Origin of the sequence: Bradyrhizobium sp. WSM2793 (assembly GCF_000379585.1) — a bacterium.
Lineage (GTDB): Bacteria > Pseudomonadota > Alphaproteobacteria > Rhizobiales > Xanthobacteraceae > Bradyrhizobium.
The window spans coordinates 192273-218622 of the sequence record NZ_KB902771.1; the positions used below are offsets into that span (position 1 = coordinate 192273).

Consider the following 26350-nt stretch of genomic DNA (forward strand, 5'->3'; position numbering starts at 1 on the left):
CGCCTTGAGAGGAATCCCCAGGACAGGATGTCAAAACACCTCGAAATATTCGCGGTGCTCCCAGTCGGTCACTTCGGACAGGAAGCGGTCGATCTCGGCGTTCTTGATGTGGGTGTAATAGTCGACGAACTCCGGCCCGAACTTCTCGCGGAAGAACGGATCGTCCTTCAGCGCGCTGACCGCATCGCGCAGTGATTTCGGCAGCAGCGGCGCCTTGGTCTCGTAGGGTGTGTCGGCGGAGGGGCCGGGATCGAGCTTGCGGTCGACGCCGTCGAGGCCCGAGAGGATCTGCGAGGCCATGTAGAGATAGGGATTGGCGGCGGGCTCGCCGATGCGGTTCTCCAGGCGCGTTGCGGCATCATTGGCGCCGCCGAGCACGCGGATCATCACGCCGCGATTGTCGCGGCCCCAGATCGCGCGGTCCGGCGCCAACGAGTAGGAGCGGTAGCGCTTGTAGCCGTTGATGGTCGGAGTGGTGAACAATGTCGAGGCGCGGGCGTGGTCGAGCAGGCCGGCGAGGTATGAGCGGCCGAAGGCGCTGAGCGGCTCGCCGCCGTCTTTCACCATGAACAGATTCTCGCCGCTGGCGCGCGAGACGATCGACTGGTGCAGATGCCAGCCGCTCGCGAACACGTTCGGCAGTTTCGGCCGGCACATGAAGGTGGCGTGATAGCCGTGCCGCCGCGCGATCTGCTTCACGGCGCTCCGAAACAGCACCATGTTGTCGGCGGGCTCGATCCCCTTCCGCGGCGCGAAGGTGAACTCGCACTGGCTCGGCCCGAACTCGACCTCGACCGAGCGCAAGGGCAGTCCGAGCGCGACGATGTCGCGGCGCAGGATCTCCAGCACCGGCTCCATCTGATCGAAGCGCTGCTCGGTGAGATATTGATAGCCGTGGCTGAGCAGGCTCACTGATGGTGGCGTGCCCGGCTGGCCGGCGTCCTCGGGGCGCATATGCGGGTTGTCGAGCTTGAAGATGTGGAATTCGACTTCAAGACCGGCGACGAAATCGTGTCCGCGCGTGCCGAGTTCGTCCAGCGCGCGCTTGTAGAGCCCGCGCGTCGCGAACGGCACCGGGCGGCCGTCATTGAAGTGGAGGTCGCACAGCACCCAGCCCGTGGTCGGCGCCCACGGCAAGATGCGAAACGTGGTGGGATCGGCGACCATCAGCACGTCGGCCGCGCCTTCCATCTCCTTCATGCCGAAGCCGCCGCCCGCGGTGAACACCGGGAATACCGTGCGGTGCGAAGTATCCTTGGCCAGCATGGTGGTGGTGATTGAGCATCCGCTCTCCAGCGAGGCGATCGCCTCGGAGGCGATGATGGTCTTGCCGCGCAGGATGCCGTGCTGGTCGGGGAAGGCGAGGCGGATGACCTCGAGATTCTTGTCCTCGACGATGCGGCGCATGCGCGTCGCCGCGTCCCTCTGCTCATCCGACCACAGCGCATGACGCGCAACGAAAGTCACTGTGCTACTCCCTCAACTGCCGTAGGGTGGGCAAAGCGAAGCGTGCCCACGCAGTCTATCATCTCAACGAAAGCATGGTGGGCACGGCGCGTTGCGCCTTTGCCCACCCTACGGCAGCGGTGCACGAACGTCACTCTGCCGCCGTCAGCCGGTGCACGTTGTCCGCGATCTCCTTCGGCACCGGTGCGGCCCAAGGTGCGCCGCGGCGGCGCTTGACGTCGACCTCCATCCAATAGAGCTCCCACCCCTGGGTCGGCCCGATGCCGTCCATGGTGGCCGGTCCCTGGATGCTGCGTGCTCTGCTCTCGTCCAGAAACAGCATCGGCTTCTCGCCGCCGGAGACCTTCTCGATCTCCTGCCGCAGCAGGCGGCGATATTGCACGATCGCCTTGTCGCTCGAGCCGAGATGCTCCTTGGTGCGATCCTGGATCGCGCCCATCGATTCCACCGCCCATTGGTCGTGCACGTTGATGTCGGTGCCCATGCCGGTATAGGTCGCGGTCTGCTGCTCGTGCGGATCGAAGCCGTAATCGTTGGCTTTGTTCTTGCGCGACTTGTAGTCGGGCAGCTCATAGAGCTCGAGCCGCTGGTCGCGCATCTTCTTCTTGTCGACCGGGTTCGAATAGCTGGTGAAGATCGCGTACCAGTAGCAGTTCTCGTCGTCGACCGGGACGTGCCACTGCGTGATCGTCATCTCCGTGCTCATGGGGATGACGAAGCCGTGCGGGAACAGCTGGTTGGTGACGCGCACATGGGTGCGCTCCTCGTCGATCTCGCGCAGCGCGATCAGCCGCAGGCCGTATTCGGTGTGCTCGACATTGATGATCGGGCGGTCGTATTCGCGCAGGATTTTCGTCATCGGCAGGTCAGACCCTGCAGATGCGCCGCGGAACTGCTTGCCGTAGGCGGTAGAGGTGTCCTCGTCCTCGAAGAAGCGATGCAGGTAGGAGGCGTGCGCGGGATCGATGCCGACTTCGAGCGCCTGCAGCCAGTTGCAGGCCATGTGGCCCTTGAACGCAAAGGTGTGCGTGCCGGGCGCGACGAAACAGTCGAGCTCCGGAAAAGCCGGCGGCTCACCCTCGCCGAGATAGGCCCAGAGGATGCCGCTCTTCTCGACCACGGGATAGGAGCGCTGGCGGATGTTCTGGCAGAGCTTTGAGTCCTTCGGCTCGGCCGGCGTTTCGATGCACTGGCCGGTCGCGTCGAACAGCCAGCCATGGAAGGCGCAGCGCAGGCCGCCGTGCTCGAGCCGTCCGAACGCGAGGTCGGCGCCGCGATGGGCGCAGTGGCGGTCGATCAGGCCGTAGCGTCCGGTCTCGTCGCGGAATAGCACCAGGTTCTCGCCGAGCAGCCTGATGGGACGGATCGGCCGCTCGCCCTCCAGCTCATCCACCAGCGCCGCCGGCTGCCAATAGCTCCGCATCAGCTTTCCACACGGATCCTTCGGACCGGTGCGGGTGATCAGGTCGTTCTGCTCCTGGCTCATCATGGCGGTGCATCCTTGTGGAGTGGCGCTTGTTCGCCTATTGAACGAATGGGCGAATTATGACATGCCTTGGGGCAGCAGCAAGCACTATTTTGCAGGACTGTCCCGTCCCATGCCCAAGCTGAAGCGCAGTGAGAGCGACGAGCGTGCGACGGATTTCGTCGAGGCGCTCGATCGCGGCCTGCGCCTGCTGCAATGTTTCGGCAGCAATGCAGGCCCGATGACGCTGAGCGATCTCGCCCGCGCTGCGGACCTGCCGCGCGCGACCGCCCGGCGCATGCTGTTCACGCTGCAGCGCGGCGGCTTCGTCAGCGGCGATGGCAAGCTGTTCTCGCTGACACCGCATGTGCTGACGCTGGCGGCATCTTACTTGCGTTCCAATCAGCTCGTTGCGGTGCTCCAACCCGTGCTCGATCGCGTTGCGACCGCGGCGAACGAAATCTCCTCGCTCGCCGTGCTCGACGGTGATGATGTCGTGTTCATTGCCCGCGGCAGCCCGGCGCGCGTTTTCTCGGGCGGGTTGGAGATCGGCTATCGGCTGCCTTCATTCTGCACCTCGGTCGGCCGCGCCATGCTGGGCCAGCTCGACGATGCCGACCTTGCCGCGCGCCTGAAGGCGATGACGCGCGGGGCGCTGACGCCGCAGACGCAGACCGACCCGGAGGCGCTGCTCGCGCGCATCGCCGCCGATCGCACGCAAGGCTATTCACTGGTCGACCGCGAGGCCGAGCCGCATTTCCGCTCGATCTCGGTTCCGGTGCGCCGCTACGACGACGTGATCGTCGCCGCCATCAACATGGGCGCCCATGTCGACCGCGTGCCGGCGCAGGAATTGATCGACCGGTTCCTGCCGCTGTTGCGGGAAGGCGCGGACTCCGTGCGTTCGCAACTGCTCTAGCTGTAGCCCGGGCGAGCGTCGCGATACCCCGGGAAGCATCGCAAGGCCCCGGATGTCGCTTCGCTGATCCGGGCTGCAGGACTATAATGCCCGCAACGCAAGAACCCAGGGAGCACGCCATGCAACACACCATGGTTCCCAGTGATCGCGTCGAACACGTCGCCGTCTATGGGTGTGACGGCACGAAGCTCGGCACGATCGAGCGATTGATGCTCGACAAGGTCAGTGGAACGGTCGCTTACGCGGTGGTCAAGACCGGCAGGTTGCTCGGGACACATCACCATTATCCCGTGCAGTGGAGCGCGTTGAAATATGATCCGGGACGCCAGGCCTTCCAGGCCGACCTGACGCCGGAGCAATTGAGCAGCGGTCCCTGCGAATTCGATGGCGATGAGTTCGACTGGGGCGACCGCTCGCGGCCCTACCAGCATCCGAACTATTGGTCGATCTAGCAAGCAAGACGGCCGGGCCGCCCGCATTCCCGGCGCGGACGCGGCTGGGCTCGAGCCGCGGCCGCCGAGCAGTCGCTGACGAGAGCGTCCACCTATCCGGCGAGCGGCTGTTCGCCGACCTTGGGCCAATAGGTGCCAAAGCTCCAGAGGCCGCCCTCCGGATCGCGCGCGGCGAAATCGCGGCTGCCATAATCGGTCGTGTAGGGCTCCATCTCGATCTCTGCACCAGCGGCTTTCACCTTCGCATAGAGCGCGTCGGGATCATCAACGGCCATGTAGACGGCATCCGTCCGCCGGCCGCCGATATCGCCAACCAGTTTGCCGTAGGCATCGTCGCGATGCGCGCCCAGCATGAGGATCGACGATCCGAACGCCAGCTCGGCGTGAACGACCGTGCCCTCGTTGCGGTACACCACGCGTTCGGCGAAGCCGAGAACGTTCTTCAGCCAGGCGATCATCGCCTCCGCATCCCTGCAGCGCATGGTGTGGTAGAGGCGCGGCGCTTCATAGCCGTTCGGCTGGTTCATGAAACTCTCCAGGTTTGATGCAAGACGTTCGATGCAAGTGCTTGCAAGCTTGCTGCAGAGCTGACCCTAGTTCGGATCGCGGCAGCCGGCTTGAACAAATGGGACTTGACCGTCTCGCGCCGTCCTGGCCGCCGTTTGGCGCTAGCCCCCGCCGTCGCGCTTCAGGCGGGGATCGACGACGTCGAGCCGCGCGGCCCATCCGGTCGGCGTCTCGCCGCTGAAGATCCGGAAATCGCGCGCGAGATGTGCCTGGTCGGCATAGCCGGCGTCCGTGGCAATGGCTGCCCAGCCGCCCGTGCCGTCCGTCCGGGCCAGCGCGCAGGCTCGATGAAAGCGCAGCATCTGGGCCAGCGTTTTCGGCGCAACGCCGATCTCGTTGTGGAAGCGGCGCGTGAGATGCTTGCGGCTCCAGCCGATGTCTGAGGCGATGTCGGCGATCCTGACCGCGCCCGCGCCTCGCCAGAGCGTCTCCAGGGCGAAAGCCACCGCAGGCGAGGGCTCGTGCACGGCGCGGCCAAGCACGAAGTCTTCCACGATCTCGAACCGCCGTTGCCAGCCGACCGCCTCGGCGACCCTGGCGCGGAGGTTCTCGCCATCCCGTCCCAGAATGTCGTCGAGGCCGACCATGCGCGCGGTCAGGTCGGGCACGGCGCCTCCGAAGAAGCGATACGCCCCGAGCGGCGTGAAATCGACCTGAACGCATTCGGCGCGGCCGTCGGATTCGATCACGACCGGTCCGGGAAACAGACCCGCCGCGAAGCTCGGCTGCGCGTCGGCAGGATCCGGTTGGTGTCCGAGCGCAATGCGGAAGGGCGTTCCCAGATTCACCAGGAGAGGCAGCGCGAGCGGCGCGGCGTGCCGGAAGGCGGAAAGGCCGAGGCCGCGCTCGCGATAGAACGAGATGCTCGAGATCAGCCGCGCAAGGCGCGGCGAGGCCGGTCGACGGATGACATCGGCAGGTGCGTCCATCGTGTGCTACCGCTCCGCCGCTTCGCGCTCCATGTCACGGCCCGACAGATCTTCGCCCTGCATGTTGGCGTAGTCGCGCGCCATTTCGCGCATCAGGAACTTTGCGGGCACGTCGTGATAGGTGCCGCGGTCATTGACATATTGCATGTAGGCGCGCCCCTCGCCGTCGAAGGGATGCAGCAGTGCGTCGGTATGACCGTCGAAATCGAGCGGGGCCACGCCGACCTTGGCGCAGAGCGTGTCGTTGAAGGTCGGCGTCGCCTTGCGCCAGGCGCCATCGACATGCACCTCCGTAAAGCCGTGCCAGGTGAAGATGTCGGTGCCCATGCTCGCGCGCAGCTTCTCTGTGGTGAGATGGTTCTTCACGTCCGCAAAGCCGACCCGTGCGGGAATGCCGTGGACGCGGCAGGCGGCGGCATAGAGCGCGGCCTTGCCGACGCAATAGCCCTGGCCCGCGGCGAGAACACTCGAAGCACGAAACGTCTCGGCGACGCGCATGCTGACGTAAGGATTATAGCGGATGCCATCGCGCACCGCCTTGTAGAGCACGCTCGCTTTTTCGCGCGCGCTCGCATCCGCGCGCACGGCGTCGGCCGCAAATTGCTGCACGGCCGGATGATCGCTGTCGATGTACTCGCCGGGATCGGTGTAGAGGCGGCGGATGGTATCGGGAAGGATGTCGGTCATGTCTGGAGCTTAGCAGGCGATCGCCGCGGAACTCAAATCACGCGATGCGGGTCCATGATACGCCTTCGAATGGCGTCGAGGCGCTGCCGCCCTGTCACTGCCGGTTACGCATCCAGTCGGCGAGGCCCGATATCGCCTTGTCGAGCTCCAGCCGCGCCGCCGTGTCGGTCACCGTCTCCTCCATCGCGCCGCGCATGCAGAGCATCCACGCATCGCGCTCGGCATCGCCGATGGCAAAGCCGATGTGGCGCTGCCGCAACCGCGGATGGCCCTTCTCGGGGGTATAGAGCCGCGGGCCGCCGGTCCATTCGGTGAGATAGCGCTTCAGCACATCCCTGATCAGGCCGAGGTCGTCCGCATGCATCGCGCGGATCACTTGCGCCTCCGGCAGCGTGTCCATGCGTTCGTAGAAGCGATCGACCAGGGCGTCGATCGTAGCGCTGCCGCCGATCCGCTCGAACATGGAGGTGGTGACGTCGGTGGAGGTCATTGGTGGTCCGGATGTTTGCTGCTGGGCCAGCATATATGATGATCGCAGCTCGATCACAAATCTCCGCTGTCGTCCCTGCGAACGCAGGGACCCATTACCCCAGCGAGGAGTTTGGCGAAGACTGGTCGTTCGGGATGGGCGGCGCGCGCTACCGATAGATCACGCGGTATGGGTCCCTGCTTTCGCAGGGACGACAGCGGAGAGTGTAGCTCCAGCGAGATCCAATCGCCCTACAGCGCCACACTCCGCAGGCCGAAGCTGCGGGCCTCGTTCTGCAGCACGGGCCGTACCGCATCGATCAGCCGTGCGGCCGCTGCATCGACGGAGAGGCCCGCGGTATCCACCACTGCCGTCGCGCGCGAGTACAGCGGCTCGCGGCTGAGCAGGATGTTGCGCAGCTCCGCCATGGCGGAGCGGTCGTCGGCCATCGGACGCAAATCGCCCTGGCGACGGACGCGGGCCATGTGCTCTTCGGGCTCGGCCTTCAGCCAGATCGTGTAGAACGAGGTCAGGATCTGGTCGAACGTCAAAGGCTCGGACACGATGCCGCCGCCGGTCGCCAGCACCATCAGCTCGTTGCGCGCGAGCAGCTGTTGCAGCGCCGCCTGCTCCATGCGGCGAAAACCTTCCTGGCCGTACAGCGCGATGATCTCGGCGACCGAGAGCCCATTCTGCTGCTCGACCTCCTTGTTGAGCTCGACGAAGCTCCAGCCGACTTTCTTCGCCAGCATGCGCCCGAGCGTCGACTTGCCGGCGCCGCGCAGGCCGATCAGCGCGATGCCGCAGAACGGAGCGCGTCGCGGCGCCGAGGCGCTGCCCCCAGTGAGCAGATCTTTTGCCTGCGCGATCTGCGCAGGCGTGGCCTTGCGCAACAGGTCGCGAAACATCTGCCAGTCCGGCGTCGGGTCGGCGCTGGGAAGCAGATCTTCGAGATGCGCGCCCATCGCGTCCGAGACGCGGCGCAACAGCACGATGGAGACATTGCCCTTGCCGCTTTCGAGCTGCGCGATGTAGCGCTCCGAGATTCCTGATACCTTGGCGAGCACTTTGCGCGACATACCGCGCAACGCGCGCATGGTGCGCACGCGCTGGCCGAGCTGTTCGAGAAATCGGGATTCGGCGTCGGGACTTTCGGTCATGAGCCTTCTTTAAGGGATGTCTTTTTGAAGGGTGTCCTGCGGCGCATTTTAATGAAACATAATGCCTGCTAGCATTGACAGCAAGCCGCCGTGGTGTCTTTCTATGAATTATAATTCTAAATTCGGGGGAGAAGTCCGTGAGCGAGGGATCCTATAACGCGGTGACCTGGCTGCTCGACCGTAACGTCGAGGAGGGCCGCGGCAACAAGCTGGCCTTCGACGACACCGTCTCGCGGCTCACCTATGGCGAGCTTCAGCGCGAGAGCCGACGCGCCGCCAACATGCTGCGCCGGCTCGGCGTCCGCCGCGAGGAGCGCGTGGCGATGATCATGCTGGATACGATCGACTTTCCGGTCGTGTTCCTGGGCGCGATCCGCGCCGGCATCGTGCCGGTGCCGCTGAACACGCTGCTGACCGCGGACCAATACGCCTACATCCTCGCCGACTGCCGCGCGCGTGTGCTGTTCGTCTCCGAGGCGCTCTACCCTGTCATCAAGGACGTCGTCGGCCGCATGCCCGATCTCGAGCATGTCGTGGTCTCCGGCGCCAAGCAGAACGGGCACAAGCAGCTCACCGAGGAGCTCGCCGGCGAGAGGGACCAGTTCACCACCGCCGCGACGCATCCTGACGAGCCGGCGTTCTGGCTCTATTCGTCCGGCTCGACCGGCATGCCCAAGGGCGTGCGCCATATCCATTCCAATTTGCAGGCGACCGCCGACACCTACGCAAAGCAGGTGCTCGGCATCCGCGATAGCGACGTCTGTCTTTCCGCCGCAAAGCTGTTCTTCGCCTATGGCCTCGGCAACGCGCTGACCTTCCCGATGTCGGTCGGCGCCAGCGTGATCCTCAACAGCGAACGGCCGACGCCGGCGCGCATGTTCGATCTGATGAACCGCTACAGGCCGTCGATCTTCTACGGCGTACCGACCTTGTTCGCGGCCATGCTCAACGACGAGACCATGAAGGCCGAGCGTGGCGGCGGCGCCTTGCGCATCTGCACCTCGGCCGGCGAGGCGCTGCCGGAATCCGTCGGCACCAGCTGGAAGGCGCGCTTCGGGGTCGACATCCTCGACGGCGTCGGCTCGACCGAGCTGTTGCACATTTTTCTCTCGAACGCGCCCGGCGACATCAAATACGGCTCCTCCGGCAAGCCGGTGCCGGGCTATGCGGTGCGGCTCGTCAATGAGGCCGGGCAAGACGTTGCCGACGGCGAGGTCGGCGAGCTCCTGGTCGATGCACCCTCGGCCGGCGAGGGCTACTGGAATCAACGCCACAAGAGCCGCCGCACTTTTGAGGGACCGTGGACCCGCACCGGCGACAAATATGTTCGCGATGCAGACGGCCGCTACACCTTCTGCGGCCGCGCCGACGACATGTTCAAGGTCTCCGGCATCTGGGTCTCGCCGTTCGAGGTCGAGAGCGCGCTGATCACCCATCCCGCCGTGCTGGAGGCCGCCGTCGTGCCCGAGGCCGATCCGGAAGGATTGCTCAAGCCGAAAGCCTTCGTCGTGCTGCGCCCCGGCGCGACGACGAGCGATCTTCAGGAAATGCTGAAGGAGCACGTCAAGCAGAAGATCGGCCCGTGGAAATATCCGCGCTGGATCGACGTGGTGGAGTCCTTGCCGAAGACGGCGACGGGCAAGATCCAGCGGTTCAAGCTGCGGGAAGGGGCGAATTGAGTGTGCGAACTGCACTTGCTTACCCTCCCCTGGAGGGGGAGGGTCGGCACGCGATCGAGCGCAGCGAGATGCGTGACGGGGTGGGGTGATCTCTCCACGCGGGCGCTGCATCTGCGGAGAGACTGTCACCCCACCCCGCTTCACATCTCGCTACGCTCGCTGTGAATCGACCCTCCCCCTCCAGGGGAGGGTGGGCATCTCGGCCTTGGCTAGGAATGGGACTTCGACCATGACCAACCTCACCCCCACCGGCTTCCTCAGCATCGGCGGCGCCAGCCTCGAATACAAATGGCTCGCGCCTGCATCGGCCGACGCCCCCACCATCGTCATGCTGCATGAGGGCCTCGGCTCGGTTGGGCTCTGGGGCGATTTTCCCGAGAAGCTGCAGCAAGCCACCGGTGCCGGCATCTTCGCCTATTCGCGGGCAGGCTACGGCCAGTCGAGCCCGGTGACATTGCCGCGGCCGCTCGACTACATGCAGCGCGAGGCGCTGGACGTGTTGCCGAAAATCCTCGACGCAGTTCCCTTCAAGCGCGGCCTGCTGCTCGGCCATTCCGACGGCGGCTCGATCGCGACGATCTATGCCGGCGCGCATCAGGATCACCGCCTGAGCGGCCTCGTGCTGATCGCGCCGCACTTCATCGTCGAGGACATCTCGGTGAAGTCCATCGCGGAGATCAAGACCAGCTTCGAGACCACCGACCTCAAGGCCAAGCTGTCGCGCTGGCACAAGGATGTCGACAACGCCTTCTACGGCTGGAACGGCGCCTGGCTCGATCCCAAATTCCGCGATTGGGACATCTCGGAATATCTGGCCTATATCCGCGTTCCCATGATGGTCCTGCAAGGTGCAGGCGACCAATATGGGACATTGCGTCAGGTCGAAATTGCGCAGGAAGAGTGTTACTGTCCGATAGATTTTAAAGTCATTTCAGACGCGGGCCATTCCCCGCATCGTGAAGCGCCGGGGGCGACGCTTGACGCGATTGAGCAATTTGCAAAAGCGGCCCTGCGCGACGATCAGGGACTCCAGGGACGCGCCGCATGACCATGCGGAGGCACATCGATGAATGTGCCTTCACATGCGAGCGGCCAATTGCCATGGCCGCAATGGGCCTATGTGCCGGGCGAGACCGGCGCCATCGAGGCCGATGACGAGACGCTTCGCTTGGCCAAGGCGCTGGTGCCCTCGGCCTTTCGCGGCTACGTGCCGGCCCGCCATCCGGCGCTGCGCTACGGGCTCGCGCTCAACGATCGCGGCTATTTCTGGGAAGCGCAGGAGGTGCTGGAGACGGTGTGGGCCGCAGCCCCGCAGAGCGGCCGCGAACGCATCCTGCTGCGCGCCTGCATCCACATCGCCAATGCCAATTTGCGTTTGCGCATGCAGAAGGCGCATTCGGCCGCGCGCCTGTTCGGCGACGCTCTGACCGAGCTGCGCGCGTTGAGCGCACGCAAGCTCGCCAGCGGCGGCGACGGTTTCGTCGAGAGCTTTCCGGTCGCGGCCCTGGTGGCGCTGCTTCAGGCCAAGATCGGCCGCCCGCAGCTCGCAAAGGCCGACTGGATCGCGCTGGGTGCGATCGTGCGGTCTTGGCCGGCTGCATGAAACAAAGTGCATGCGCCGGCCGTTAAGGGCTAGACGCATCCAAAAAGATGCACTATTGTGCATCTAACGCTAAACCAAAACGAGCTCAAGGGTGGCCCATGGCCGGGGAAGATCGGCGCCTCGCAGGCGGCGCGACATTCATCGATTTCCAGACCGAACCGTCCCGCTACCGGCACTGGAAGCTCGCGGTCGACGGTGACGTCGCGACCCTGACCATGGACGTCGACGAGAATGGCGGCCTGTTCGAGGGCTATCTGCTCAAGCTCAATTCCTACGATCTCGGCGTCGACATCGAGCTGGCGGATGCGGTCCAGCGGCTGCGCTTCGAGCATCCCGAGGTGAAGGTCGTGGTGATGCGCTCAGCCAAGAACCGCGTGTTCTGCGCCGGCGCCAACATCCGCATGCTCGCGGGCTCGACCCACGCCCACAAGGTGAACTTCTGCAAGTTCACCAACGAGACCCGTAACGGCATGGAAGATTCGTCCGAGAATTCCGGCCAGCGCTTCATCACGGTGGTGAACGGCTCCGCCGCCGGCGGCGGCTACGAGCTGGCGCTCGCGACCGACCACATCATCCTCGCCGACGACGGCTCCTCTGCCGTTGCTTTGCCCGAGGTGCCGCTGCTCGCGGTGCTGCCGGGCACCGGCGGTCTCACCCGCGTCGTCGACAAGCGCAAGGTGCGCCGCGACCATGCCGATTTCTTCTGCACCATCGAGGAAGGCGTCAAGGGCAAGCGCGCCGTGCAATGGCGTCTCGTCGACGAGATCGCACCGAACTCGAAGTTAGAGGCCAAGATCGCCGAGCGTGCCAAGGAGTTCGCGGCCGCCTCGAAGCGCAAGGGCAGCGGCAAGGGCATCGCGCTGACACAGCTCAAGCGCATCATCGACGAAAACAGCATCCGCTACGGCTTCGTCACGGTCGATATCGATCGCACGGCCCGCATCGCCACCATCTCCATCAAGGCGCCGGAGGCTGCAGCACCCGCCGATATCGACGGCATGATGGCGCAAGGCGCCTCGTTCTGGCCGTTGCAAGTGGCGCGCGAGCTCGACGATGCCATCCTGCATTTGCGCATCAACGAGCTCGAGATCGCGATGCTGGTGTTCAAGAGCCATGGCGACCGCGCAAATGTGCTCGCGGCCGACGCCTTCCTCGAAGCCAACAAGGCGCATTGGCTGGTCAACGAAATCCGCCATTACTGGAAGCGCGTGCTCAAGCGCATCGACGTCACCTCGCGCACGCTGGTGACGCTGGTCGAGCCCGGCTCCTGCTTTGCCGGCACGCTCGCCGAGCTCGTCTTCGCCGCCGACCGCTCCTACATGCTGATCGGCACGCGCCAGGGCGACAACCGCCCGCCGCCGTCGATCGAGCTCTCCGCCATGAATTTCGGCCCGTATCCGATGAGCCACGGCCTGACGCGGCTGGAGTCGCGCTTCCAGGCCGATCCGTCGGATGTGGAGCGCGCCGAAGCCACTATGGGCACCGCGCTCGATGCCGAGCAGGCCGAGGAGCTCGGCCTCGTCACCTTCGCGCTCGACGACATCGACTGGGACGACGAGGTCCGCGTGTTCCTGGAGGAGCGCGCCAGCTTCTCGCCGGACAGCCTCACCGGCATGGAAGCAAGCCTGCGCTTCGTCGGCCCGGAGACGATGGAATCGAAAATCTTCTCGCGCCTGACCGCGTGGCAGAACTGGATCTTCCAGCGCCCCAACGCGGTCGGCGAAGAAGGCGCGCTGCGCCGCTACGGCAGCGGCCAGAAGCCGAAATTCGATATGACGCGAGTCTAGCGAGTAGGGAGTGGCGAATGGCGAATAGGAGTTTCCATTCGCTACTCGCCATTCGCCATTCGCCCCTTTAACGAGCTAGTCCCCCACGGGAGGTCCACATGAACATGAACATCATGAACGTCGACTACTCGACCAAGATTCCCAACAACGTCAATCTCGCCGAAGACCGCCAGGTGCTCAAAGCGCTCGAGGGCTGGCATCCCGGCTACATGGATTGGTGGAGCGACATGGGGCCGGAAGGCTTCCAGGAATCGCTGGTGTATCTGCGCACCGCCTATTCGGTCGATCCGCGCGGCTGGGCCAAGTTCGACTACGTCCGCATGCCCGACTATCGCTGGGGCATTCTGCTTGCGCCGCAGGAAGAGAACCGCGTCGTGCCGTTCGGCGAGCATTATGGCGAGCCGGCCTGGCAGGAAGTCCCGGGCGAGCATCGCGCCATGCTGCGCCGCCTGATCGTGATCCAGGGCGACACTGAACCTGCTTCCGTCGAGCAGCAGCGCCATCTCGGCAAGACCGCGCCCTCGCTCTACGACATGCGCAACCTGTTCCAGGTCAATGTCGAGGAAGGCCGCCACCTCTGGGCGATGGTCTATCTGCTGCAGAAATATTTTGGCCGCGACGGCCGTGAGGAAGCAGATGATTTGCTGCGCCGCCGCTCCGGCGATGCCGATGCGCCGCGCATGCTCGGCGCCTTCAACGAGGCGACGCCGGACTGGCTGTCCTTCTTCATGTTCACCTATTTCACCGACCGTGACGGCAAGATGCAGCTGCACTCGCTCGCGCAGTCCGGCTTCGATCCGCTGTCGCGCACCTGCCGCTTCATGCTCACGGAAGAAGCGCACCACATGTTCGTCGGCGAGACCGGCATCACCCGCGTCGTGCAGCGCACCTGCGATGCGATGCGCGAGGCCGGCATCACCGATCCGACCGATATCGCAAAAGTCCGCGCGCTCGGCGTGATCGACTTGCCGACCATCCAGAAGAAGCTGAACCTGCACTACACGCTGTCGCTCGATCTGTTTGGCTCGGAGGTCTCGACCAACGCAGCCAACGCCTTCAATGCCGGCATCAAGGGCCGCTATCACGAGACCCAGATCGAGGACGATCACCAGCTCAAGAACGCCACCTATCCGGTGCTGAAGTTCATCAACGGCGAGATCAAGCTGGTCGACGAGCCGGCGCTGACCGCGCTCAACATGCGCCTGCGCGACGATTACAGCCAGGATTGCGTCAAGGGCATGCTGCGCTGGAACAAGGTGATCTCGACCGCGGGCTACGACTTCAAGCTGACCCTGCCCAACGTCGCCTTCCACCGCCACATCGGCGAGTTCAAGGACGTGCATGCGACGCCCGACGGCCTCCTGATCGACGATGCCACCTGGGCGAAGCGCAAGGACGAATGGCTGCCCTCGACCGCCGACGGCGACTTCATCACCTCCCTGATGCAGCCCGTCACGGAGAGCGGCAAGTTCGCCTCCTGGATTTCGCCGCCGAAGGTCGGCATCGACAACAAGCCCGGCGATTTCGAGTACGTGAAGATCGAGTCGTAGGCGTCAGGGCCGCCGGCGCAACACAAATGGTGTCATCACCCGCGAAAGCGGGTGATCCAGTATTCCAGAGGCGTCAGAGATAAATCGAGAGGCCGCGGCGTACTGGATGCCCCGGTCAAGCCGGGGCATGACCGCGGAGGGTGAGGTGAGGGCGAAGTACCATTCGCCCCCTCAGCTATCCCACCCGCTCCCCTTGATCCCCGGGTTGGCATAGACGATGCCGCCGTCCACCGCGATGGTCGCGCCCACCACGTAATCGCCCGCGCGCGAGGCGAGATAGATTGCGGCGCCCGCCATGTCCTCGTCGGTGCCGATGCGCCCCGCAGGCACGCGCGTTGCGACTTCGTCGCCATGGTCGCGCGCGGCGCGGTTCATGTCGGACTGGAACGGGCCCGGCGCAATCGCCGTGACCACGACGTGGTCGGAGATCAGCTTCACCGCCATGCGCCGGGTCAGATGGATCAGCCCGGCCTTGCTCGCGGCGTAGGAATAGGTCTCCATCGGGTTGACGAAGATGCCGTCGATCGAGGCGATGTTGATCACCTTCGCCGGCCGCTCCGCGCTTGCGGCTGCGCGCAGCGGGCCGGCCAGCGCCTTGGTCAGGAAGAACGGCGCCTTGACGTTGAGGTTCATCACCTTGTCCCAGCCGCTCTCCGGGAATTCGTCGAACTCCGCGCCCCAGGCGGCACCGGCATTGTTGACGAGGATGTCGAGCTTCGGCTCGCGCTTCTTGAACTCGGTTGCCAGCAGCTCGGCGCCGGCGAGCGTCGAGATGTCGATCGGCAGCGCGATGCACTCGCCGTCATATTGCGCGGTGAGCGCCTTGGCGGTCTCCTCGCACGGTCCCGCCTTGCGCGCGGTGATGTAGACCTTCGCGGCGCCGGCGCTGAGAAATCCTGCCGCGATCATTTTGCCGATGCCGCGCGAGCCGCCGGTCACCAGTGCGACGCGGCCTTTGAGCGAGAACAGATCGTTGAACATGGTGCCTCCTCCCTTGGTTGGCGATGTTTTGGGCGGGGAGGGGTGGGGAGTCAAGAAAGGCGCTGGATGCGATAGGAGTGTGGCGCGAGAGCGCTCCATCCAAGGCGGTGTCGTCCCCGCGAACGCGGGGACCCATACCCACAAGGAGTAGTTTGGCGAAGGCTGGTCGTTCGGTAGGTCTACCGATCGCAATCGATAGATCACGCGGTATGGGTCCCTGCTTTCGCAGGGACGACGGCGGAGATTGGAGCAGCAGCTACGCCGCCGCGATCCGGCGGAAGCCGTTCCACATCGCGGTCGCGGCGCCCGAGGTCAGAACGGGGAGGATTCTTGCGTCCTGGTAATTGCCGTTGAGCGAGACGCGCGGCAGTGCCGTCATGTGGGCGGCATTGTCGGCGAACAGCATGCCGGGCCGCGTCGTCACCGCGGTCTTGAAGCCCGCGGTTGCAGCAAGGCCGAATTCGCGCATCCCCGCGGCCTCGCGGTCGCCATAGGGATAGGCGAGATGCAGCACCGGGCGCTGCAGCGCCTGCTCGATCCGCGCGCGGCTCGTGGCGATCTCCTGCGCGGCGACGTCTTCGGCCACCTTGGCGAGATTGCAATGGCTGACGCTATGCGCGCCGATCGTGACCAGCGGGTCGGCGGCAAAGCTCTTCACCTCGGCCCAGGACAGGCAGAGGCTGCGGCACAGCGCTGCCATGTCGACGTCGTATGTCGTGCAGAGCGCCTCGATCTCTCGCGCCAGATCGTGCTCGCCCGGCAGCGCGCGCAGCCAGTCGTGCAGGCGGTCGAATGTTGCCTGCTTGGCGGCGGGTGTCGTCGCATCGAGCCGCAGTGCGGAATTGCCTATTCTGACATCGACCTGCTCGGCCTTGGCGATCACGGCCTCCAGCGCCACCCACCACAGCCGTCCAGTGCCCTCGGCAAAATCGCTCGCGACATAGACCGCCAGAGGCGCGTCAAATTCGCGCAGCACGGGCAGCGCATAGTCCAGATTATCGCGATAACCGTCATCGAAGGTGAAGGCAGCGAAGCGGCGGTCGAACCGGCCCTGCACCAGCCGCTCATGCAGCTCGTCCATGCTGACAATGTCGATGTCGCGCGAGCGCAGATGGCACAGCGTGGCGCGCAGGAATTCGGGGGTGACTTCGAGATGCCGGTTCGGCTGGAACACGGACTCGCGGGCCGGTCGCACGTGGTGCAGCATGAAAATGGCGCCGACGCCCGACAAAAGCGGGCGCAGCAGGTGGTGCGCCCCGCTGAAATAGAGTGCTCCCAGCCCGGCGCGGATGACGTTGTTACGCAGTTGTTTCATGACCCGCTGGCGGACTCTGGCATTCCGCTTTCAACTTACGGAAGAACCCTTGAAGAAAAAGTTATTCCGATTGTCCGGCTAAGGCCTTCGCAAGGGCAACATTTCCGGTTTGACAGCCTGCCAAGGGTTTGTTTTGTCTCCGGTTCCAGAGTTCGGGTCGTCGAATGAAGAAGCTTTTTAGGTGGGCCAGCAAATGGTGGCCCGGGCTGATCCCCTTGGCCGTCATGTGGGGATTTGCGGCTTGGAATAATACCTTACCGGTCGAAGCCGACCTGTCGGCGCGCAGCTCGGCTGCGCTGAAGGACACCGTCCTGGATAAGACCCGGATCGCGGTCGACGGCCGCGATGTCAGCCTGGCCGCGGACGCCTTCTCCGAGGAGGGGCGGCGGGATGCCGTGATGGCGGTCGAGACCGTCCCCGGCGTCCGCCTGGTCGACGACCGGACCCGCCTTGTTCCCGAGGCCAAACCCTTCGTCTGGAACGCCGAGCGCGACGTGGTGCGGGTGACGCTGTCAGGCTCCGCGCCCTTGCCGTCGATGAAGGGCCGGCTGACCGAGGCGGCCCGCAAGGAGGTCGGCGGCGTCGAGGTGGCCGACCAGATGGGGCTGGCGCGCGGTGCGCCGCCGCGGTTCGAGGCCGCAGCGACGCTGTTGCTGGACCAGATCGGCAAGCTGAAGGACGGCAAGATCACGATCACGGACACCAAGGTCAATCTGTCGGGCATGGCGCGCGATCTCGGTGGCCGCGAGGCGATCGTGGCAGCTTTGAAGAACCTGCCCGAGGGCTTTTCGATCGCCGCCAACGACGTCAAGGCGCCGCCCTATATCTTCCAGGCCTACAAGGATCCGGTCGCCGCGACCGTGACGCTGACCGGCTACGTTCCCGACAACACCATCCACGCCGCGATCGCCACCAGCGCCGCGCGAAAATTCTTCACCGAGAAGGTCGTCGACAATCTCAAGGCCAGCATCGGCGCGCCCGGCTCCTTCAACACCGCCGTGATCGCCGCCCTCGGCGCGCTGTCGCGGCTGTCGACCGGCACGCTCGTCGTCTCCGACCGCGAGGTGAAGCTGTCGGGCGATGCGCTCTACGAGGGCGCGGCCAACGACATCCGCGCAGGCCTCGGCAAGGACTTCCCGAAAAACTGGCAGTACAAGCCGGAGATCACCGTAAAGCCCGCGGCAGGCCCGGTCGATGGCACCGTGTGCCAGCAATTGTTCACGGACCTTCTGGCCAAAGGCAAGATCCGCTTCGCAGCCAAGCGCGCCGACATCGATCCGGATTCCGCCGCCATTCTCGACCATCTGATCGAGACGGCGCTGCGCTGCCCCACCACCAATGTCGAGGTCGCCGGGCATACCGATGCCGATGGCGAGGACGGCTTCAACCGCGCTCTCTCGGAGAAGCGCGCGCAGGCGGTGATCGACTATCTGGTCAAGGCCGGCCTGCCCGCCAGCCGCTTCACCGCGGTCGGCCATGGCAGCACGCAGCCGCTCGCCGGCAACGACACCGACGAAGGCAAGGCGCAGAACCGCCGTATCGAATTCCTGGTGAGGTGACGATGCCCTATCTCGTCTCGTTCCATCTGGGCTGGCTGATCGGCTCGCTGCTGCTGGGCTTTTGCATGGGCTGGATCTCGGTGGTCCAGCGCGGCAACGGCACCTCGAAGGTGACGGCGCGCTGGCTCGCCGCGCTTGCCGCCGCCCTGGTCGCGGCCTCGTTCGCACACATCGTCCCCGGCCGCTTCGGCTACTGGCTCGACCTCGGCCTGATCATGTTCGCCTGCTATCTGGTCGGCTGCACCATCGGCGCCTGGCTGCGCGACCGCGTGGTCTCGCGCAGCATGCGGACCGGCTGAAGCTCCGCCGCCAACCCCCTTTTTCTGTTTGGATACGTCGTTGAGAGAGACGTCAAACGCTCCGCTTGACAACAATACGTACGTGCGTATTATTCCTCCATGCCCAAGCCCTCGCTCAAAGACGCCATCCTCGACGCCGGTCTCAAGGTCATGTTCCGGACCGGCTATCACGGCACCAGTGTGCGCGATGTCACCACTGCGGCAGGCGCCCCGCAGGGGTCCTTCACCAATCATTTCCGCTCCAAGGAAGCGTTCGCCTCGGAGGTGCTCGATCGCTATTTCGAGATCACGAAGGGATTGGTCGCGGAGGCCCTTGAAGACGCCTCGCTGACCCCGCGGGCGCGGCTCAAACGCTATCTCGACATCATCACCGGCCGGCTCGAAGCCGACGGCTACGGACGCGGCTGCCTGATCGGCGATCTCAGCCTGGAGGCGGCCGGCAGCAGCGAGATGCTGCGCACCCGCCTTGCCGAAATTTTCGCCGAATGGCGCATGCCCTTCGCCGCCTGCATCAGCGAGGCGCAGAGAAGCGGCGAGATCGATTCCGAATTCGAGCCCGAGGAGCTTGCCGATTTCCTGCTCGCGTCCTGGCAGGGCGCGATCCTGCGCATGAAGGTCGACCGCACGCCCAAGGCGCTCGAGCGCTTCAAGACCATCGCATTCAAGACCGTCTTCAAGGAGCCGACATGAGCCAGCATTCCGAGATCCAGATCCGCAGCGCCTCCGTGCTGGGAAGCACGATGGCCTATCGCGACACGGGCGCGCAGGATGCGCCGGTCGCGCTCTTCCTTCACGGCAATCCGACGTCGTCGCACATCTGGCGGAACATCCTGCCGCTGGTGGCGCCTGTGGCGCGTTGCATCGCGCCCGATCTCATCGGTTTCGGCCGGTCCGGCAAGCCCGACATCGCCTACCGCTTCTTCGACCATGTCCGCTATCTCGACGCGTTGATCGACGAGCTCGGCCTCACCTCGGCCTATCTCGTTGCGCAGGATTGGGGCACGGCGCTCGCATTTCATCTCGCGGCGCGCCGGCCGGCCTTCGTGCGCGGGCTCGCCTTCATGAGTTCATCCGGCCGATGCCGACCTGGCAGGATTTCCACCAGGCCGAACCCGCGCGCCAGGCTTTCCGCAAATTCAGGACGCAAGGCGAGGGAGAGGCCATGATCCTGGAGGCGAACGCCTTCGTCGAACGCGTGCTGCCCGGCGGCATCATGCGCACCCTGAGCGAAGACGAGATGGAGCCGTATCGCGCGCCCTTTCCGACGCCGGACAGCCGCCGTCCCGTTCTTGCATTCCCTCGGGAATTGCCGATCGCCGGCGAACCCGCCGATGTCTATGAAGCGCTGCAATCGGCTCATGCGTCGCTCAAGGCGTCTGCATATCCGAAGCTGCTGTTCGCAGGGGAGCCGGGGGCCGTCGTCGCTCCCGAATTTGCCGAGACCTTCGCGGCCTCGCTGCAGCACTGCGCGCTCGTCCGCCTCGGGCCTGGCAGGCATTACCTCCAGGAGGATCACCCCGACGCGATCGGCCGTTCCGTTGCCGGCTGGATCGCCGGCATTGAAGCGGTGCGTCCCCAGCTTGCGGCCTGAAGGAGGACGAGATGTCCGAGGTAACCATCATCTATTGCCGGCCGTGCGGATACGAGAAGCGTGCCAAGGAGGCGGCCGCGGCTTTGCGCCGGCAGTTAGGGCTGGAAGCGGATCTCGTCCCCGGCAAGGGCGGCGTTTTCCAGGTCAAGCTCGGCGATCGGATCGTCGCCAGCCGCAGCAAAGGACATTTTCCGGACGGCGACGAAATCGTCGCTGCCGTCACCGCCGCGCGGCACTGAGCCGGGGAGGGCCTTTGCGATGTCGATTGTCTGGGCCGACGATCTCGCCGGGATCGACTGGGATGAGCTATCCGAGCTCTATCGCATCGCGCCGCTCGGCAACAAGGCGCCGGCCGATCTCGCGCTGGTGTTCGGCAACAGCATGTTTCGCGCCTTCGCCAATGAGGATGGTCGCATCGTGGCTGCGGGACGCGTCCTGGCTGACGGCCGCGACTGCGCCTATCTCTGTGATATCGCCGTGCACCCGGACCGCCAGGGGCGAGGTCTCGGCCGCGACATTATCGAGCGTTTGCTTGTGCGTTGCCGCGGCCATCGCAAGATCATCCTCTACGCCGTCCCGGGCAAGGAAGGGTTTTATGAACGCCTGGGTTTCAGGCGGATGACCACGGCCATGGCGATCTTCGAGGATCAGGCCGCAGCCCATGGCCGCGGCTATTTGACCGCGCCTTGAGGCTGCGCCCGGGGCCCGCGACCTTCCGGCGCATCGGACAACCCGTCGGACGGACGCCGGGATTGCCCCCTCTTTCAACAGGCGGGCGCGGTCCATAGATTGACGTCGGCTTAAGGCGTGAAGGAACATTGTGCGGCCGAAATCATCAAAACTTCATGGCACCTGCGCAGGATCGCCATGGAGATTCGCCTCAAGTCCTGCCGCCGAAGGCGCCAAACCGTGCATCAGGAGCCCGCAACCCTGCCTAAAATATTGAATGCACGTGTTTTTGTTCGAATTGGCGAATTCCACTTCGTCCCAAAACGCGCTAGTGGAGGGGCAGGGGGCATGCGCGATACCGGAGCCGGCGGCGAGGGTTCGTTGAGTGCCAGTGCGTCGTCCGCCTGTTCGCCGGCCACCCTGGCCGCTGAAGCGTTGTTCGAGGTCTAGATGCTGGAAGCCATACGCAGGGCGACGTCGTTTCTGCGCCAGAAGCAAGTCCTGCATAAGCTTGGCGTTGTGATCAGCGTCGCGGTCATCGGCATCGCTTGCTATGTGCTCTACCACATGTTGCGAGGCATCGATTTCAACGAAGTCCTCGAAGCGATCAAGAGCACCGAGCCGACCCAGATCGCGATGGCGGCGCTGTTCGTCACCGCGGGCTATTTCACCCTGACCTTCTACGACCTGTTCGCCGTGCGCGCGATTGGCCATGCCCATGTGCCCTATCGCATCAACGCGCTCGCGGCCTTCACCAGCTATTCGATCGGCCACAATGTCGGCGCATCCGTCTTCACCGGCGGCGCGGTGCGCTATCGCATCTATTCGGCCTACGGGCTGAACGCGATCGACGTCGCGAAGATCTGCTTCCTCGCCGGCCTGACCTTCTGGCTCGGCAATGCCGCCGTGCTCGGCCTCGGCATCTCCTATCATCCGGAGGCCGCCGCCTCGATCGACCAGCTGCCGCCATGGCTGAACCGGACGCTGGCGCTGATGATCATCGTCGGGCTGGTCGGCTACGTGGTCTGGGTCTGGACCCAGCCGCGCGTGGTCGGCCGCGGGCCCTGGACCGTGGTGCTGCCGGGCGGCCCGCTGACGCTGCTCCAGATCGCGATCGGCATCGTCGATCTCGGCTTCTGCGCGCTCGCGATGTACGTGCTGGTCCCGGACGAGCCCAATCTCGGCTTCGTGGTGGTCGCGGTGATCTTTGTCTCGGCCACCCTGCTCGGCTTCGCCAGCCACTCGCCCGGCGGGCTCGGGGTGTTCGACGCCGCCATGCTGGTCGGTCTCTGGCAGATGGATCGCGAGGAACTTCTGGGCGGCATGCTGCTGTTCCGCGTCCTCTATTATCTGTCGCCCTTCGTCATATCTGTAATCTTGCTGACGTTTCGCGAAGTTATCATCGGCGCACGATCGAAGCGCTTGCAGCAGGCGGCGCTCAAGCTCGACCCCGGCCCCGCGCGTGAAGCCGCTTATGTGAGAGAGCGCAGCGACAGCGGTGCCTGACGGCGCCAAGCCTTATTTGACAGGCCTTCAGACAAGCCCCAGGAGAAGTCCGCCCCGATGGCGATCGACGCCCCATCTTCTCCCTCCGCGCAGCCCTGGTCCGACCGGCTGCGGCATTCGACCGTGATCCTGATCGCCGCGGCGCTGGCGCTGTCCGTCGTCGTCTCGCTCGGCGACTTGTCGGCGCTGCACGCCGCGATCGTGTTCCTCTGTATCGCGGCGGCCGCGCTGATCCCGTGGCGGCTGCACGATCCAGCCGCCTCGCGCGACGACGTCAGGCGCATCAACCCGGTCGAGAGCGCGGCGGTGGCCGCCGTCGTCGCCGGCATGCCGGATCCGGCGGTGCTGCTCGACCGCGCCGGCCGCGTCATCCATCTCAATGCCGCCGCCGCCCAGCTCGCGCCGGCGCTGCGCCGGAACGAGCTGGCCCAGTTCGCGCTGCGCTCGCCGGAGATCATCACCGCGCTGCGCGAGGCGATCGCGACCACCGAGCCGCGGCGCGCCACCTATCTCGACCACGTCCCGGTCGACCGCTGGCTGGAGCTCATGATCACGCCGGTGCCGGTGCCGACCAGCTTCGGCGGCGCCGACAAATGCATGCTGATGACCTTCCACGACCAGACGCCGCTGCGCCGGGTCGAGGAGATGCGCGCCGACTTCGTCGCCAATGCCAGCCACGAGCTGCGCACGCCGCTGGCCGCGCTGTCGGGCTTCATCGACACGCTGCAGGGCCAGGCCAAGGACGATCCCAAGGCGCGCGAGCGCTTCCTCGGCATCATGCACAACCAGGCCACCCGCATGGCGCGCCTGATCGACGATCTGTTGTCGCTGTCGCGGGTCGAGCTGTCGGCCCACGTCCGGCCCGACACCCTGGTCGATTTGCTGCCGATCATCCGCCAGGTCGCCGACGGGCTCGAGCCGCTGGCGCGCGAGCGCCAGGTCGAGGTCGAGATCCATCTGCCCGAGGGACCGGTGATGATCGCGGGCGACCGCGAGGAGCTGCTCCGCCTGTTCGAGAATTTGATCGAGAACGCGCTCAAATACGGTGCCTCCGGCGGACGCGTCATCGTGTCGCTGACCTCAGCCGCAGCCACTGATGGAACTCAGGAAATCCGGATCATGGTCCGCGATTTCGGCCCCGGCATCGCGCCCGAGCACCTGCCGCGGCTGACCGAGCGGTTCTATCGGGTCGACGTCGGCGACAGTCGCTCGCAGGGCGGCACCGGGCTCGGATTATCGCTGGTGAAACATATTCTTAACCGCCATCGCGGCCGGCTTTTGATCGAAAGCGTGCCCCGTCAGGGTGCCACTTTCACCGCCTGTTTCCCCCAGGCTAAGACTTTAGTTTAAGCCTGAAACACAAGCGATTTCAATCGCTTGAGTGTGTCATCCGACTGTCACGAAACCTTCGTAAAAGCACAGCCGACCGCTCCTAAAGGGGCGGCGCGGGGAGCGCGATCGGGCGCGGTTGGCGCTTCGCTCCCCTGTATGGAGACCAGCATGAATTTCATCAAAACCATGGTCGCTGCCGGCTTGCTCGCCGCATCGACGACGGTGGCCTTCGCTGCCGACATCACGGGTGCCGGTGCCACCTTCCCGTTCCCGATCTATTCCAAATGGGCTGACGCCTACAAGAAGGAGACCGGCAACGGTCTGAACTACCAGTCGATCGGCTCCGGCGGCGGCATCAAGCAGATCCAGGCCAAGACCGTGACCTTCGGCGCCAGCGACGCGCCGCTCAAGGCCGAGCAGCTCGAGAAGGACGGCCTCGTCCAGTGGCCGATGGTGATGGGCGCCATCGTCCCCGTCGTCAACCTCGAGGGCGTGAAGCCCGGCGAGATGGTGTTCGACGGCGAGACGCTCGCCAGCATCTATCTCGGCAAGATCACCAAGTGGGACGACGCCGCGATCAAGAAGCTCAATCCGAAGGTGAAGCTGCCCTCGGACGCCATCACCGTGGTGCGCCGCTCGGACGGTTCGGGCACCACCTTCAACTTCACCAACTACCTCTCCAAGGCCAGCGCGGACTGGAAGAGCAAGGTCGGTGAGGGCACCGCGGTCGAGTGGCCGGTCGGCGTCGGCGCCAAGGGCAATGAAGGCGTGTCGGGCAACATCAGCCAGACCAAGAACTCGATCGGCTATGTCGAGTACGCCTATGCCAAGCAGAACAAGCTGACCTACACCGGTCTCGTCAACAAGGCCGGCAAGCCGGTGCAGCCGACCGTCGAAGCCTTCCAGGCGGCCGCCTCCAACGCCGACTGGGCCAAGGCGCCCGGCTACTACGTCATCCTGACCGACCAGCCCGGCGAGAAGTCCTGGCCGATCACGGCGGCGACCTTCATCCTCATGCACAAGGACGCCACCGACAAGGCGGCCTCGCAGGAAGCCATCAAGTTCTTCCGCTGGGCCTTCAAGAGCGGCGGCAAGGCGGCTGAAGAACTCGACTACATCCCGATGCCCGAAGGCGTCGTGACCCTGATCGAGAAGACCTGGGCTGCCGAGATCAAGAGCTAAGTAAGGCTCTCGCGTCCCGGACGCGGTGCGGCCCTGGCGATATGAAGCATCGTCCAGCGTGCCGCTCCGCGAGAGCCGGGACCCGCAAGACTTCCGCTCCGGATCGGTCATGCCGTGTCCGGAGCGCGAGACCGACAAAAAGACTGACAACAAGCGTATATTATCGGGCACAGGGGATCGGCGTGGCAGAAATGGCCGTTCAGAGCGATGTAATCGACGACGCCGGACCGTATGACCGCGCCAAGGCCTTGAGCGCGTTCAAGCTCGGCGACGTCACCTTCTACTGGATCACGCGGCTGTCCGCGATCTCGGTGCTCCTCATTCTCGGTGGCATCATCGTCTCGCTGATCGTCGGCGCGTTCCCGGCGATGAAGGAATATGGCTTCTCCTTCCTGTGGACACAGCGCTGGGCGCCATCGGCCGATCCGCCCGTGCTCGGCGCGCTCGGGCCGATGTACGGCACGCTCGTCACCTCCTTCATCGCGATGCTGATCGCCATTCCCGTCGGTCTCGGCATTGCGATCTTCCTCACCGAGCTCTGCCCGCAATGGCTGCGCCGCCCGATCGGCATGGCGATCGAGCTGCTCGCCGGCATTCCCTCGATCATCTACGGCATGTGGGGCTTCTTCGTGCTGGGCCCGTTCCTGGCCAATACCTTCCAGCCCTTCATGATCAGGATCTTCGACGGCGTGCCCGTGCTGGGCGCGATCTTCGCAGGTCCGCCGTCCTATCTCAGCACGTTCAACGCCGCGCTGATCCTCGCCATCATGGTGCTGCCCTTCATCACCTCGATCTCGGTCGACGTGTTCAAGACGGTGCCGCCGGTGCTGAAGGAGGCCGCCTACGGCGTCGGCTGCACCACCTGGGAAGTCGTCCGCAGCGTGGTGATCCCCTACACCCGCGTCGGCATCATCGGGGGCGTCATGCTGGCGCTGGGCCGCGCGCTCGGCGAGACAATGGCGGTGACCTTCATCATCGGCAATTCGTTCCGCATCTCCTCATCGATCTTCGCGCCGGGCACCACGATCTCGGCGGCGATCGCATCCGAGTTCGCCGAGAGCGACGGCCTGCACCAGTCCGGCCTGATCCTGCTCGGCCTCTTGCTGTTCGTGCTGACGTTCTTCGTGCTGGCCGCAGCGCGGCTGATGCTGATGCGGCTGGACAAGAAGGCGGGGAAGTAAC

The 26350-nt window shown here is 65.0% G+C and carries 25 protein-coding genes and 1 pseudogene; 17 read left to right on the forward strand and 9 right to left on the reverse strand.

The window, feature by feature from the left end; all coding sequences use genetic code 11:
- Positions 1-30 precede the first annotated feature (30 nt).
- A complete protein-coding gene (locus tag A3AS_RS0106990) occupies positions 31-1467 on the reverse strand; it encodes a glutamine synthetase family protein (protein ID WP_018316885.1) in 1437 nt (478 codons plus the stop codon).
- 130 nt (positions 1468-1597) lie between these two features.
- A complete protein-coding gene (locus A3AS_RS0106995; RefSeq protein WP_018316886.1) occupies positions 1598-2956 on the reverse strand; it encodes an aromatic ring-hydroxylating dioxygenase subunit alpha in 1359 nt (452 codons plus the stop codon).
- Positions 2957-3065: 109 nt separating this feature from the next.
- On the opposite strand from A3AS_RS0106995, the gene A3AS_RS0107000 reads away from it, so the two are divergent.
- Together A3AS_RS0107000 and A3AS_RS0107005 are read left to right on the forward strand one after the other, a co-directional pair.
- Complete coding sequence (locus A3AS_RS0107000; protein WP_026201748.1) at positions 3066-3851, forward strand: IclR family transcriptional regulator C-terminal domain-containing protein; 786 nt, start codon at positions 3066-3068, stop codon at positions 3849-3851.
- A gap of 119 nt (positions 3852-3970) precedes the next feature.
- Entirely contained in the window at positions 3971-4303 is a 333-nt protein-coding gene (locus tag A3AS_RS0107005; protein ID WP_018316888.1) for a PRC-barrel domain-containing protein, read from the forward strand.
- A 92-nt stretch (positions 4304-4395) separates the two neighbouring features.
- On the opposite strand, the gene A3AS_RS0107010 is transcribed toward A3AS_RS0107005, so the two are convergent.
- The 5 genes from A3AS_RS0107010 to A3AS_RS0107030 form a co-directional block, all read right to left on the reverse strand.
- Positions 4396-4830, reverse strand: coding sequence for a VOC family protein (locus tag A3AS_RS0107010; protein ID WP_018316889.1), 435 nt, complete (start codon positions 4828-4830; stop codon positions 4396-4398).
- A 141-nt stretch (positions 4831-4971) separates the two neighbouring features.
- On the reverse strand, positions 4972-5799 hold the full coding sequence (locus A3AS_RS0107015; protein ID WP_018316890.1) for an AraC family transcriptional regulator: 828 nt from the start codon (positions 5797-5799) through the stop codon (positions 4972-4974).
- A 6-nt stretch (positions 5800-5805) separates the two neighbouring features.
- Positions 5806-6486, reverse strand: coding sequence for a transglutaminase family protein (locus A3AS_RS0107020; protein WP_018316891.1), 681 nt, complete (start codon positions 6484-6486; stop codon positions 5806-5808).
- Positions 6487-6580: 94 nt separating this feature from the next.
- Positions 6581-6976, reverse strand: a complete 396-nt coding sequence (locus tag A3AS_RS0107025; protein WP_018316892.1) for a group II truncated hemoglobin — start codon at positions 6974-6976, stop codon at positions 6581-6583.
- 230 nt (positions 6977-7206) lie between these two features.
- Positions 7207-8115, reverse strand: a complete 909-nt coding sequence (locus tag A3AS_RS0107030) for a helix-turn-helix transcriptional regulator (protein WP_018316893.1) — start codon at positions 8113-8115, stop codon at positions 7207-7209.
- Between the two features lie 137 nt (positions 8116-8252).
- On the opposite strand from A3AS_RS0107030, the gene A3AS_RS0107035 reads away from it, so the two are divergent.
- From A3AS_RS0107035 to boxB, 5 genes are all read left to right on the forward strand, one after another.
- The gene (locus A3AS_RS0107035) at positions 8253-9794 is read left to right on the forward strand and encodes a benzoate-CoA ligase family protein (protein WP_018316894.1); all 1542 of its coding nucleotides are present in this window, start codon (positions 8253-8255) and stop codon (positions 9792-9794) included.
- 229 nt (positions 9795-10023) lie between these two features.
- A complete protein-coding gene (locus A3AS_RS0107040) occupies positions 10024-10842 on the forward strand; it encodes an alpha/beta fold hydrolase (RefSeq protein ID WP_018316895.1) in 819 nt (272 codons plus the stop codon).
- An 18-nt stretch (positions 10843-10860) separates the two neighbouring features.
- Positions 10861-11397 (forward strand): DUF309 domain-containing protein, encoded by a 537-nt coding sequence (locus A3AS_RS0107045; RefSeq protein ID WP_018316896.1) that lies wholly within the window; start codon positions 10861-10863, stop codon positions 11395-11397.
- A gap of 98 nt (positions 11398-11495) precedes the next feature.
- Positions 11496-13184 (forward strand): 2,3-epoxybenzoyl-CoA dihydrolase, encoded by a 1689-nt coding sequence (gene boxC / locus A3AS_RS0107050; RefSeq protein WP_018316897.1) that lies wholly within the window; start codon positions 11496-11498, stop codon positions 13182-13184.
- Between the two features lie 98 nt (positions 13185-13282).
- Positions 13283-14734 carry a benzoyl-CoA 2,3-epoxidase subunit BoxB gene (boxB, locus tag A3AS_RS0107055; RefSeq protein ID WP_018316898.1) on the forward strand — a complete coding sequence of 484 codons (1452 nt, stop codon included), beginning with the start codon at positions 13283-13285 and terminating at the stop codon, positions 14732-14734.
- A 171-nt stretch (positions 14735-14905) separates the two neighbouring features.
- Here boxB and A3AS_RS0107060 read toward each other — a convergent pair whose 3' ends face one another.
- Together A3AS_RS0107060 and A3AS_RS0107065 are read right to left on the reverse strand one after the other, a co-directional pair.
- Positions 14906-15715: an SDR family oxidoreductase gene (locus tag A3AS_RS0107060; protein ID WP_018316899.1), complete on the reverse strand. Its 810-nt coding sequence runs from the start codon at positions 15713-15715 to the stop codon at positions 14906-14908.
- A 256-nt stretch (positions 15716-15971) separates the two neighbouring features.
- Complete coding sequence (locus tag A3AS_RS0107065) at positions 15972-17030, reverse strand: polysaccharide deacetylase family protein (protein WP_018316900.1); 1059 nt, start codon at positions 17028-17030, stop codon at positions 15972-15974.
- Between the two features lie 164 nt (positions 17031-17194).
- Between A3AS_RS0107065 and A3AS_RS0107070 the strand changes: the two genes are divergently transcribed.
- The 10 genes and pseudogenes from A3AS_RS0107070 (at position 17195) to pstC (ending at position 26349) form a co-directional block, all read left to right on the forward strand.
- Positions 17195-18589: an OmpA family protein gene (locus tag A3AS_RS0107070; RefSeq protein WP_018316901.1), complete on the forward strand. Its 1395-nt coding sequence runs from the start codon at positions 17195-17197 to the stop codon at positions 18587-18589.
- 2 nt (positions 18590-18591) lie between these two features.
- Positions 18592-18888, forward strand: a complete 297-nt coding sequence (locus tag A3AS_RS0107075; protein WP_018316902.1) for a hypothetical protein — start codon at positions 18592-18594, stop codon at positions 18886-18888.
- Positions 18889-18987: 99 nt separating this feature from the next.
- Positions 18988-19578 carry a TetR/AcrR family transcriptional regulator gene (locus tag A3AS_RS0107080; protein WP_018316903.1) on the forward strand — a complete coding sequence of 197 codons (591 nt, stop codon included), beginning with the start codon at positions 18988-18990 and terminating at the stop codon, positions 19576-19578.
- Positions 19575-20479, forward strand: a pseudogene (locus A3AS_RS0107085) (haloalkane dehalogenase). The gene A3AS_RS0107080 and the pseudogene A3AS_RS0107085 overlap by 4 nt, the downstream one beginning before the upstream one ends.
- 11 nt (positions 20480-20490) lie before the next feature.
- Complete coding sequence (locus A3AS_RS0107090; RefSeq protein ID WP_018316904.1) at positions 20491-20718, forward strand: SelT/SelW/SelH family protein; 228 nt, start codon at positions 20491-20493, stop codon at positions 20716-20718.
- Positions 20719-20737: 19 nt separating this feature from the next.
- Positions 20738-21169, forward strand: a complete 432-nt coding sequence (locus A3AS_RS0107095; RefSeq protein WP_018316905.1) for a GNAT family N-acetyltransferase — start codon at positions 20738-20740, stop codon at positions 21167-21169.
- Positions 21170-21598: 429 nt separating this feature from the next.
- A complete protein-coding gene (locus A3AS_RS0107100; protein WP_018316906.1) occupies positions 21599-22654 on the forward strand; it encodes a lysylphosphatidylglycerol synthase domain-containing protein in 1056 nt (351 codons plus the stop codon).
- Between the two features lie 57 nt (positions 22655-22711).
- Positions 22712-24004 carry an ATP-binding protein gene (locus A3AS_RS0107105; protein ID WP_018316907.1) on the forward strand — a complete coding sequence of 431 codons (1293 nt, stop codon included), beginning with the start codon at positions 22712-22714 and terminating at the stop codon, positions 24002-24004.
- A 150-nt stretch (positions 24005-24154) separates the two neighbouring features.
- Entirely contained in the window at positions 24155-25168 is a 1014-nt protein-coding gene (pstS, locus tag A3AS_RS0107110; protein WP_026201749.1) for a phosphate ABC transporter substrate-binding protein PstS, read from the forward strand.
- Between the two features lie 191 nt (positions 25169-25359).
- A complete protein-coding gene (gene pstC, locus A3AS_RS0107115; RefSeq protein WP_026201750.1) occupies positions 25360-26349 on the forward strand; it encodes a phosphate ABC transporter permease subunit PstC in 990 nt (329 codons plus the stop codon).
- Position 26350 lies beyond the last annotated feature (1 nt).

What these genes read in the sequence shown, in the direction of transcription:
- A3AS_RS0106995 (WP_018316886.1), bottom strand. Translation starts at nt 2,956, where the DNA reads ATGATGAGCCAGGAGCAGAACGACCTGATCACCCGCACCGGTCCGAAG.
- A3AS_RS0107000 (WP_026201748.1), top strand. Translation starts at nt 3,066, where the DNA reads ATGCCCAAGCTGAAGCGCAGTGAGAGCGACGAGCGTGCGACGGATTTC.
- A3AS_RS0107005 (WP_018316888.1), top strand. Translation starts at nt 3,971, where the DNA reads ATGCAACACACCATGGTTCCCAGTGATCGCGTCGAACACGTCGCCGTC.
- A3AS_RS0107010 (WP_018316889.1), bottom strand. Translation starts at nt 4,830, where the DNA reads ATGAACCAGCCGAACGGCTATGAAGCGCCGCGCCTCTACCACACCATG.
- A3AS_RS0107015 (WP_018316890.1), bottom strand. Translation starts at nt 5,799, where the DNA reads ATGGACGCACCTGCCGATGTCATCCGTCGACCGGCCTCGCCGCGCCTT.
- A3AS_RS0107020 (WP_018316891.1), bottom strand. Translation starts at nt 6,486, where the DNA reads ATGACCGACATCCTTCCCGATACCATCCGCCGCCTCTACACCGATCCC.
- A3AS_RS0107025 (WP_018316892.1), bottom strand. Translation starts at nt 6,976, where the DNA reads ATGACCTCCACCGACGTCACCACCTCCATGTTCGAGCGGATCGGCGGC.
- A3AS_RS0107030 (WP_018316893.1), bottom strand. Translation starts at nt 8,115, where the DNA reads ATGACCGAAAGTCCCGACGCCGAATCCCGATTTCTCGAACAGCTCGGC.
- A3AS_RS0107040 (WP_018316895.1), top strand. Translation starts at nt 10,024, where the DNA reads ATGACCAACCTCACCCCCACCGGCTTCCTCAGCATCGGCGGCGCCAGC.
- A3AS_RS0107045 (WP_018316896.1), top strand. Translation starts at nt 10,861, where the DNA reads ATGAATGTGCCTTCACATGCGAGCGGCCAATTGCCATGGCCGCAATGG.
- boxC (WP_018316897.1), top strand. Translation starts at nt 11,496, where the DNA reads ATGGCCGGGGAAGATCGGCGCCTCGCAGGCGGCGCGACATTCATCGAT.
- boxB (WP_018316898.1), top strand. Translation starts at nt 13,283, where the DNA reads ATGAACATGAACATCATGAACGTCGACTACTCGACCAAGATTCCCAAC.
- A3AS_RS0107060 (WP_018316899.1), bottom strand. Translation starts at nt 15,715, where the DNA reads ATGTTCAACGATCTGTTCTCGCTCAAAGGCCGCGTCGCACTGGTGACC.
- A3AS_RS0107065 (WP_018316900.1), bottom strand. Translation starts at nt 17,030, where the DNA reads ATGAAACAACTGCGTAACAACGTCATCCGCGCCGGGCTGGGAGCACTC.
- A3AS_RS0107070 (WP_018316901.1), top strand. Translation starts at nt 17,195, where the DNA reads ATGAAGAAGCTTTTTAGGTGGGCCAGCAAATGGTGGCCCGGGCTGATC.
- A3AS_RS0107075 (WP_018316902.1), top strand. Translation starts at nt 18,592, where the DNA reads ATGCCCTATCTCGTCTCGTTCCATCTGGGCTGGCTGATCGGCTCGCTG.
- A3AS_RS0107080 (WP_018316903.1), top strand. Translation starts at nt 18,988, where the DNA reads ATGCCCAAGCCCTCGCTCAAAGACGCCATCCTCGACGCCGGTCTCAAG.
- A3AS_RS0107090 (WP_018316904.1), top strand. Translation starts at nt 20,491, where the DNA reads ATGTCCGAGGTAACCATCATCTATTGCCGGCCGTGCGGATACGAGAAG.
- A3AS_RS0107095 (WP_018316905.1), top strand. Translation starts at nt 20,738, where the DNA reads ATGTCGATTGTCTGGGCCGACGATCTCGCCGGGATCGACTGGGATGAG.
- A3AS_RS0107100 (WP_018316906.1), top strand. Translation starts at nt 21,599, where the DNA reads ATGCTGGAAGCCATACGCAGGGCGACGTCGTTTCTGCGCCAGAAGCAA.
- A3AS_RS0107105 (WP_018316907.1), top strand. Translation starts at nt 22,712, where the DNA reads ATGGCGATCGACGCCCCATCTTCTCCCTCCGCGCAGCCCTGGTCCGAC.
- pstS (WP_026201749.1), top strand. Translation starts at nt 24,155, where the DNA reads ATGAATTTCATCAAAACCATGGTCGCTGCCGGCTTGCTCGCCGCATCG.
- pstC (WP_026201750.1), top strand. Translation starts at nt 25,360, where the DNA reads ATGGCCGTTCAGAGCGATGTAATCGACGACGCCGGACCGTATGACCGC.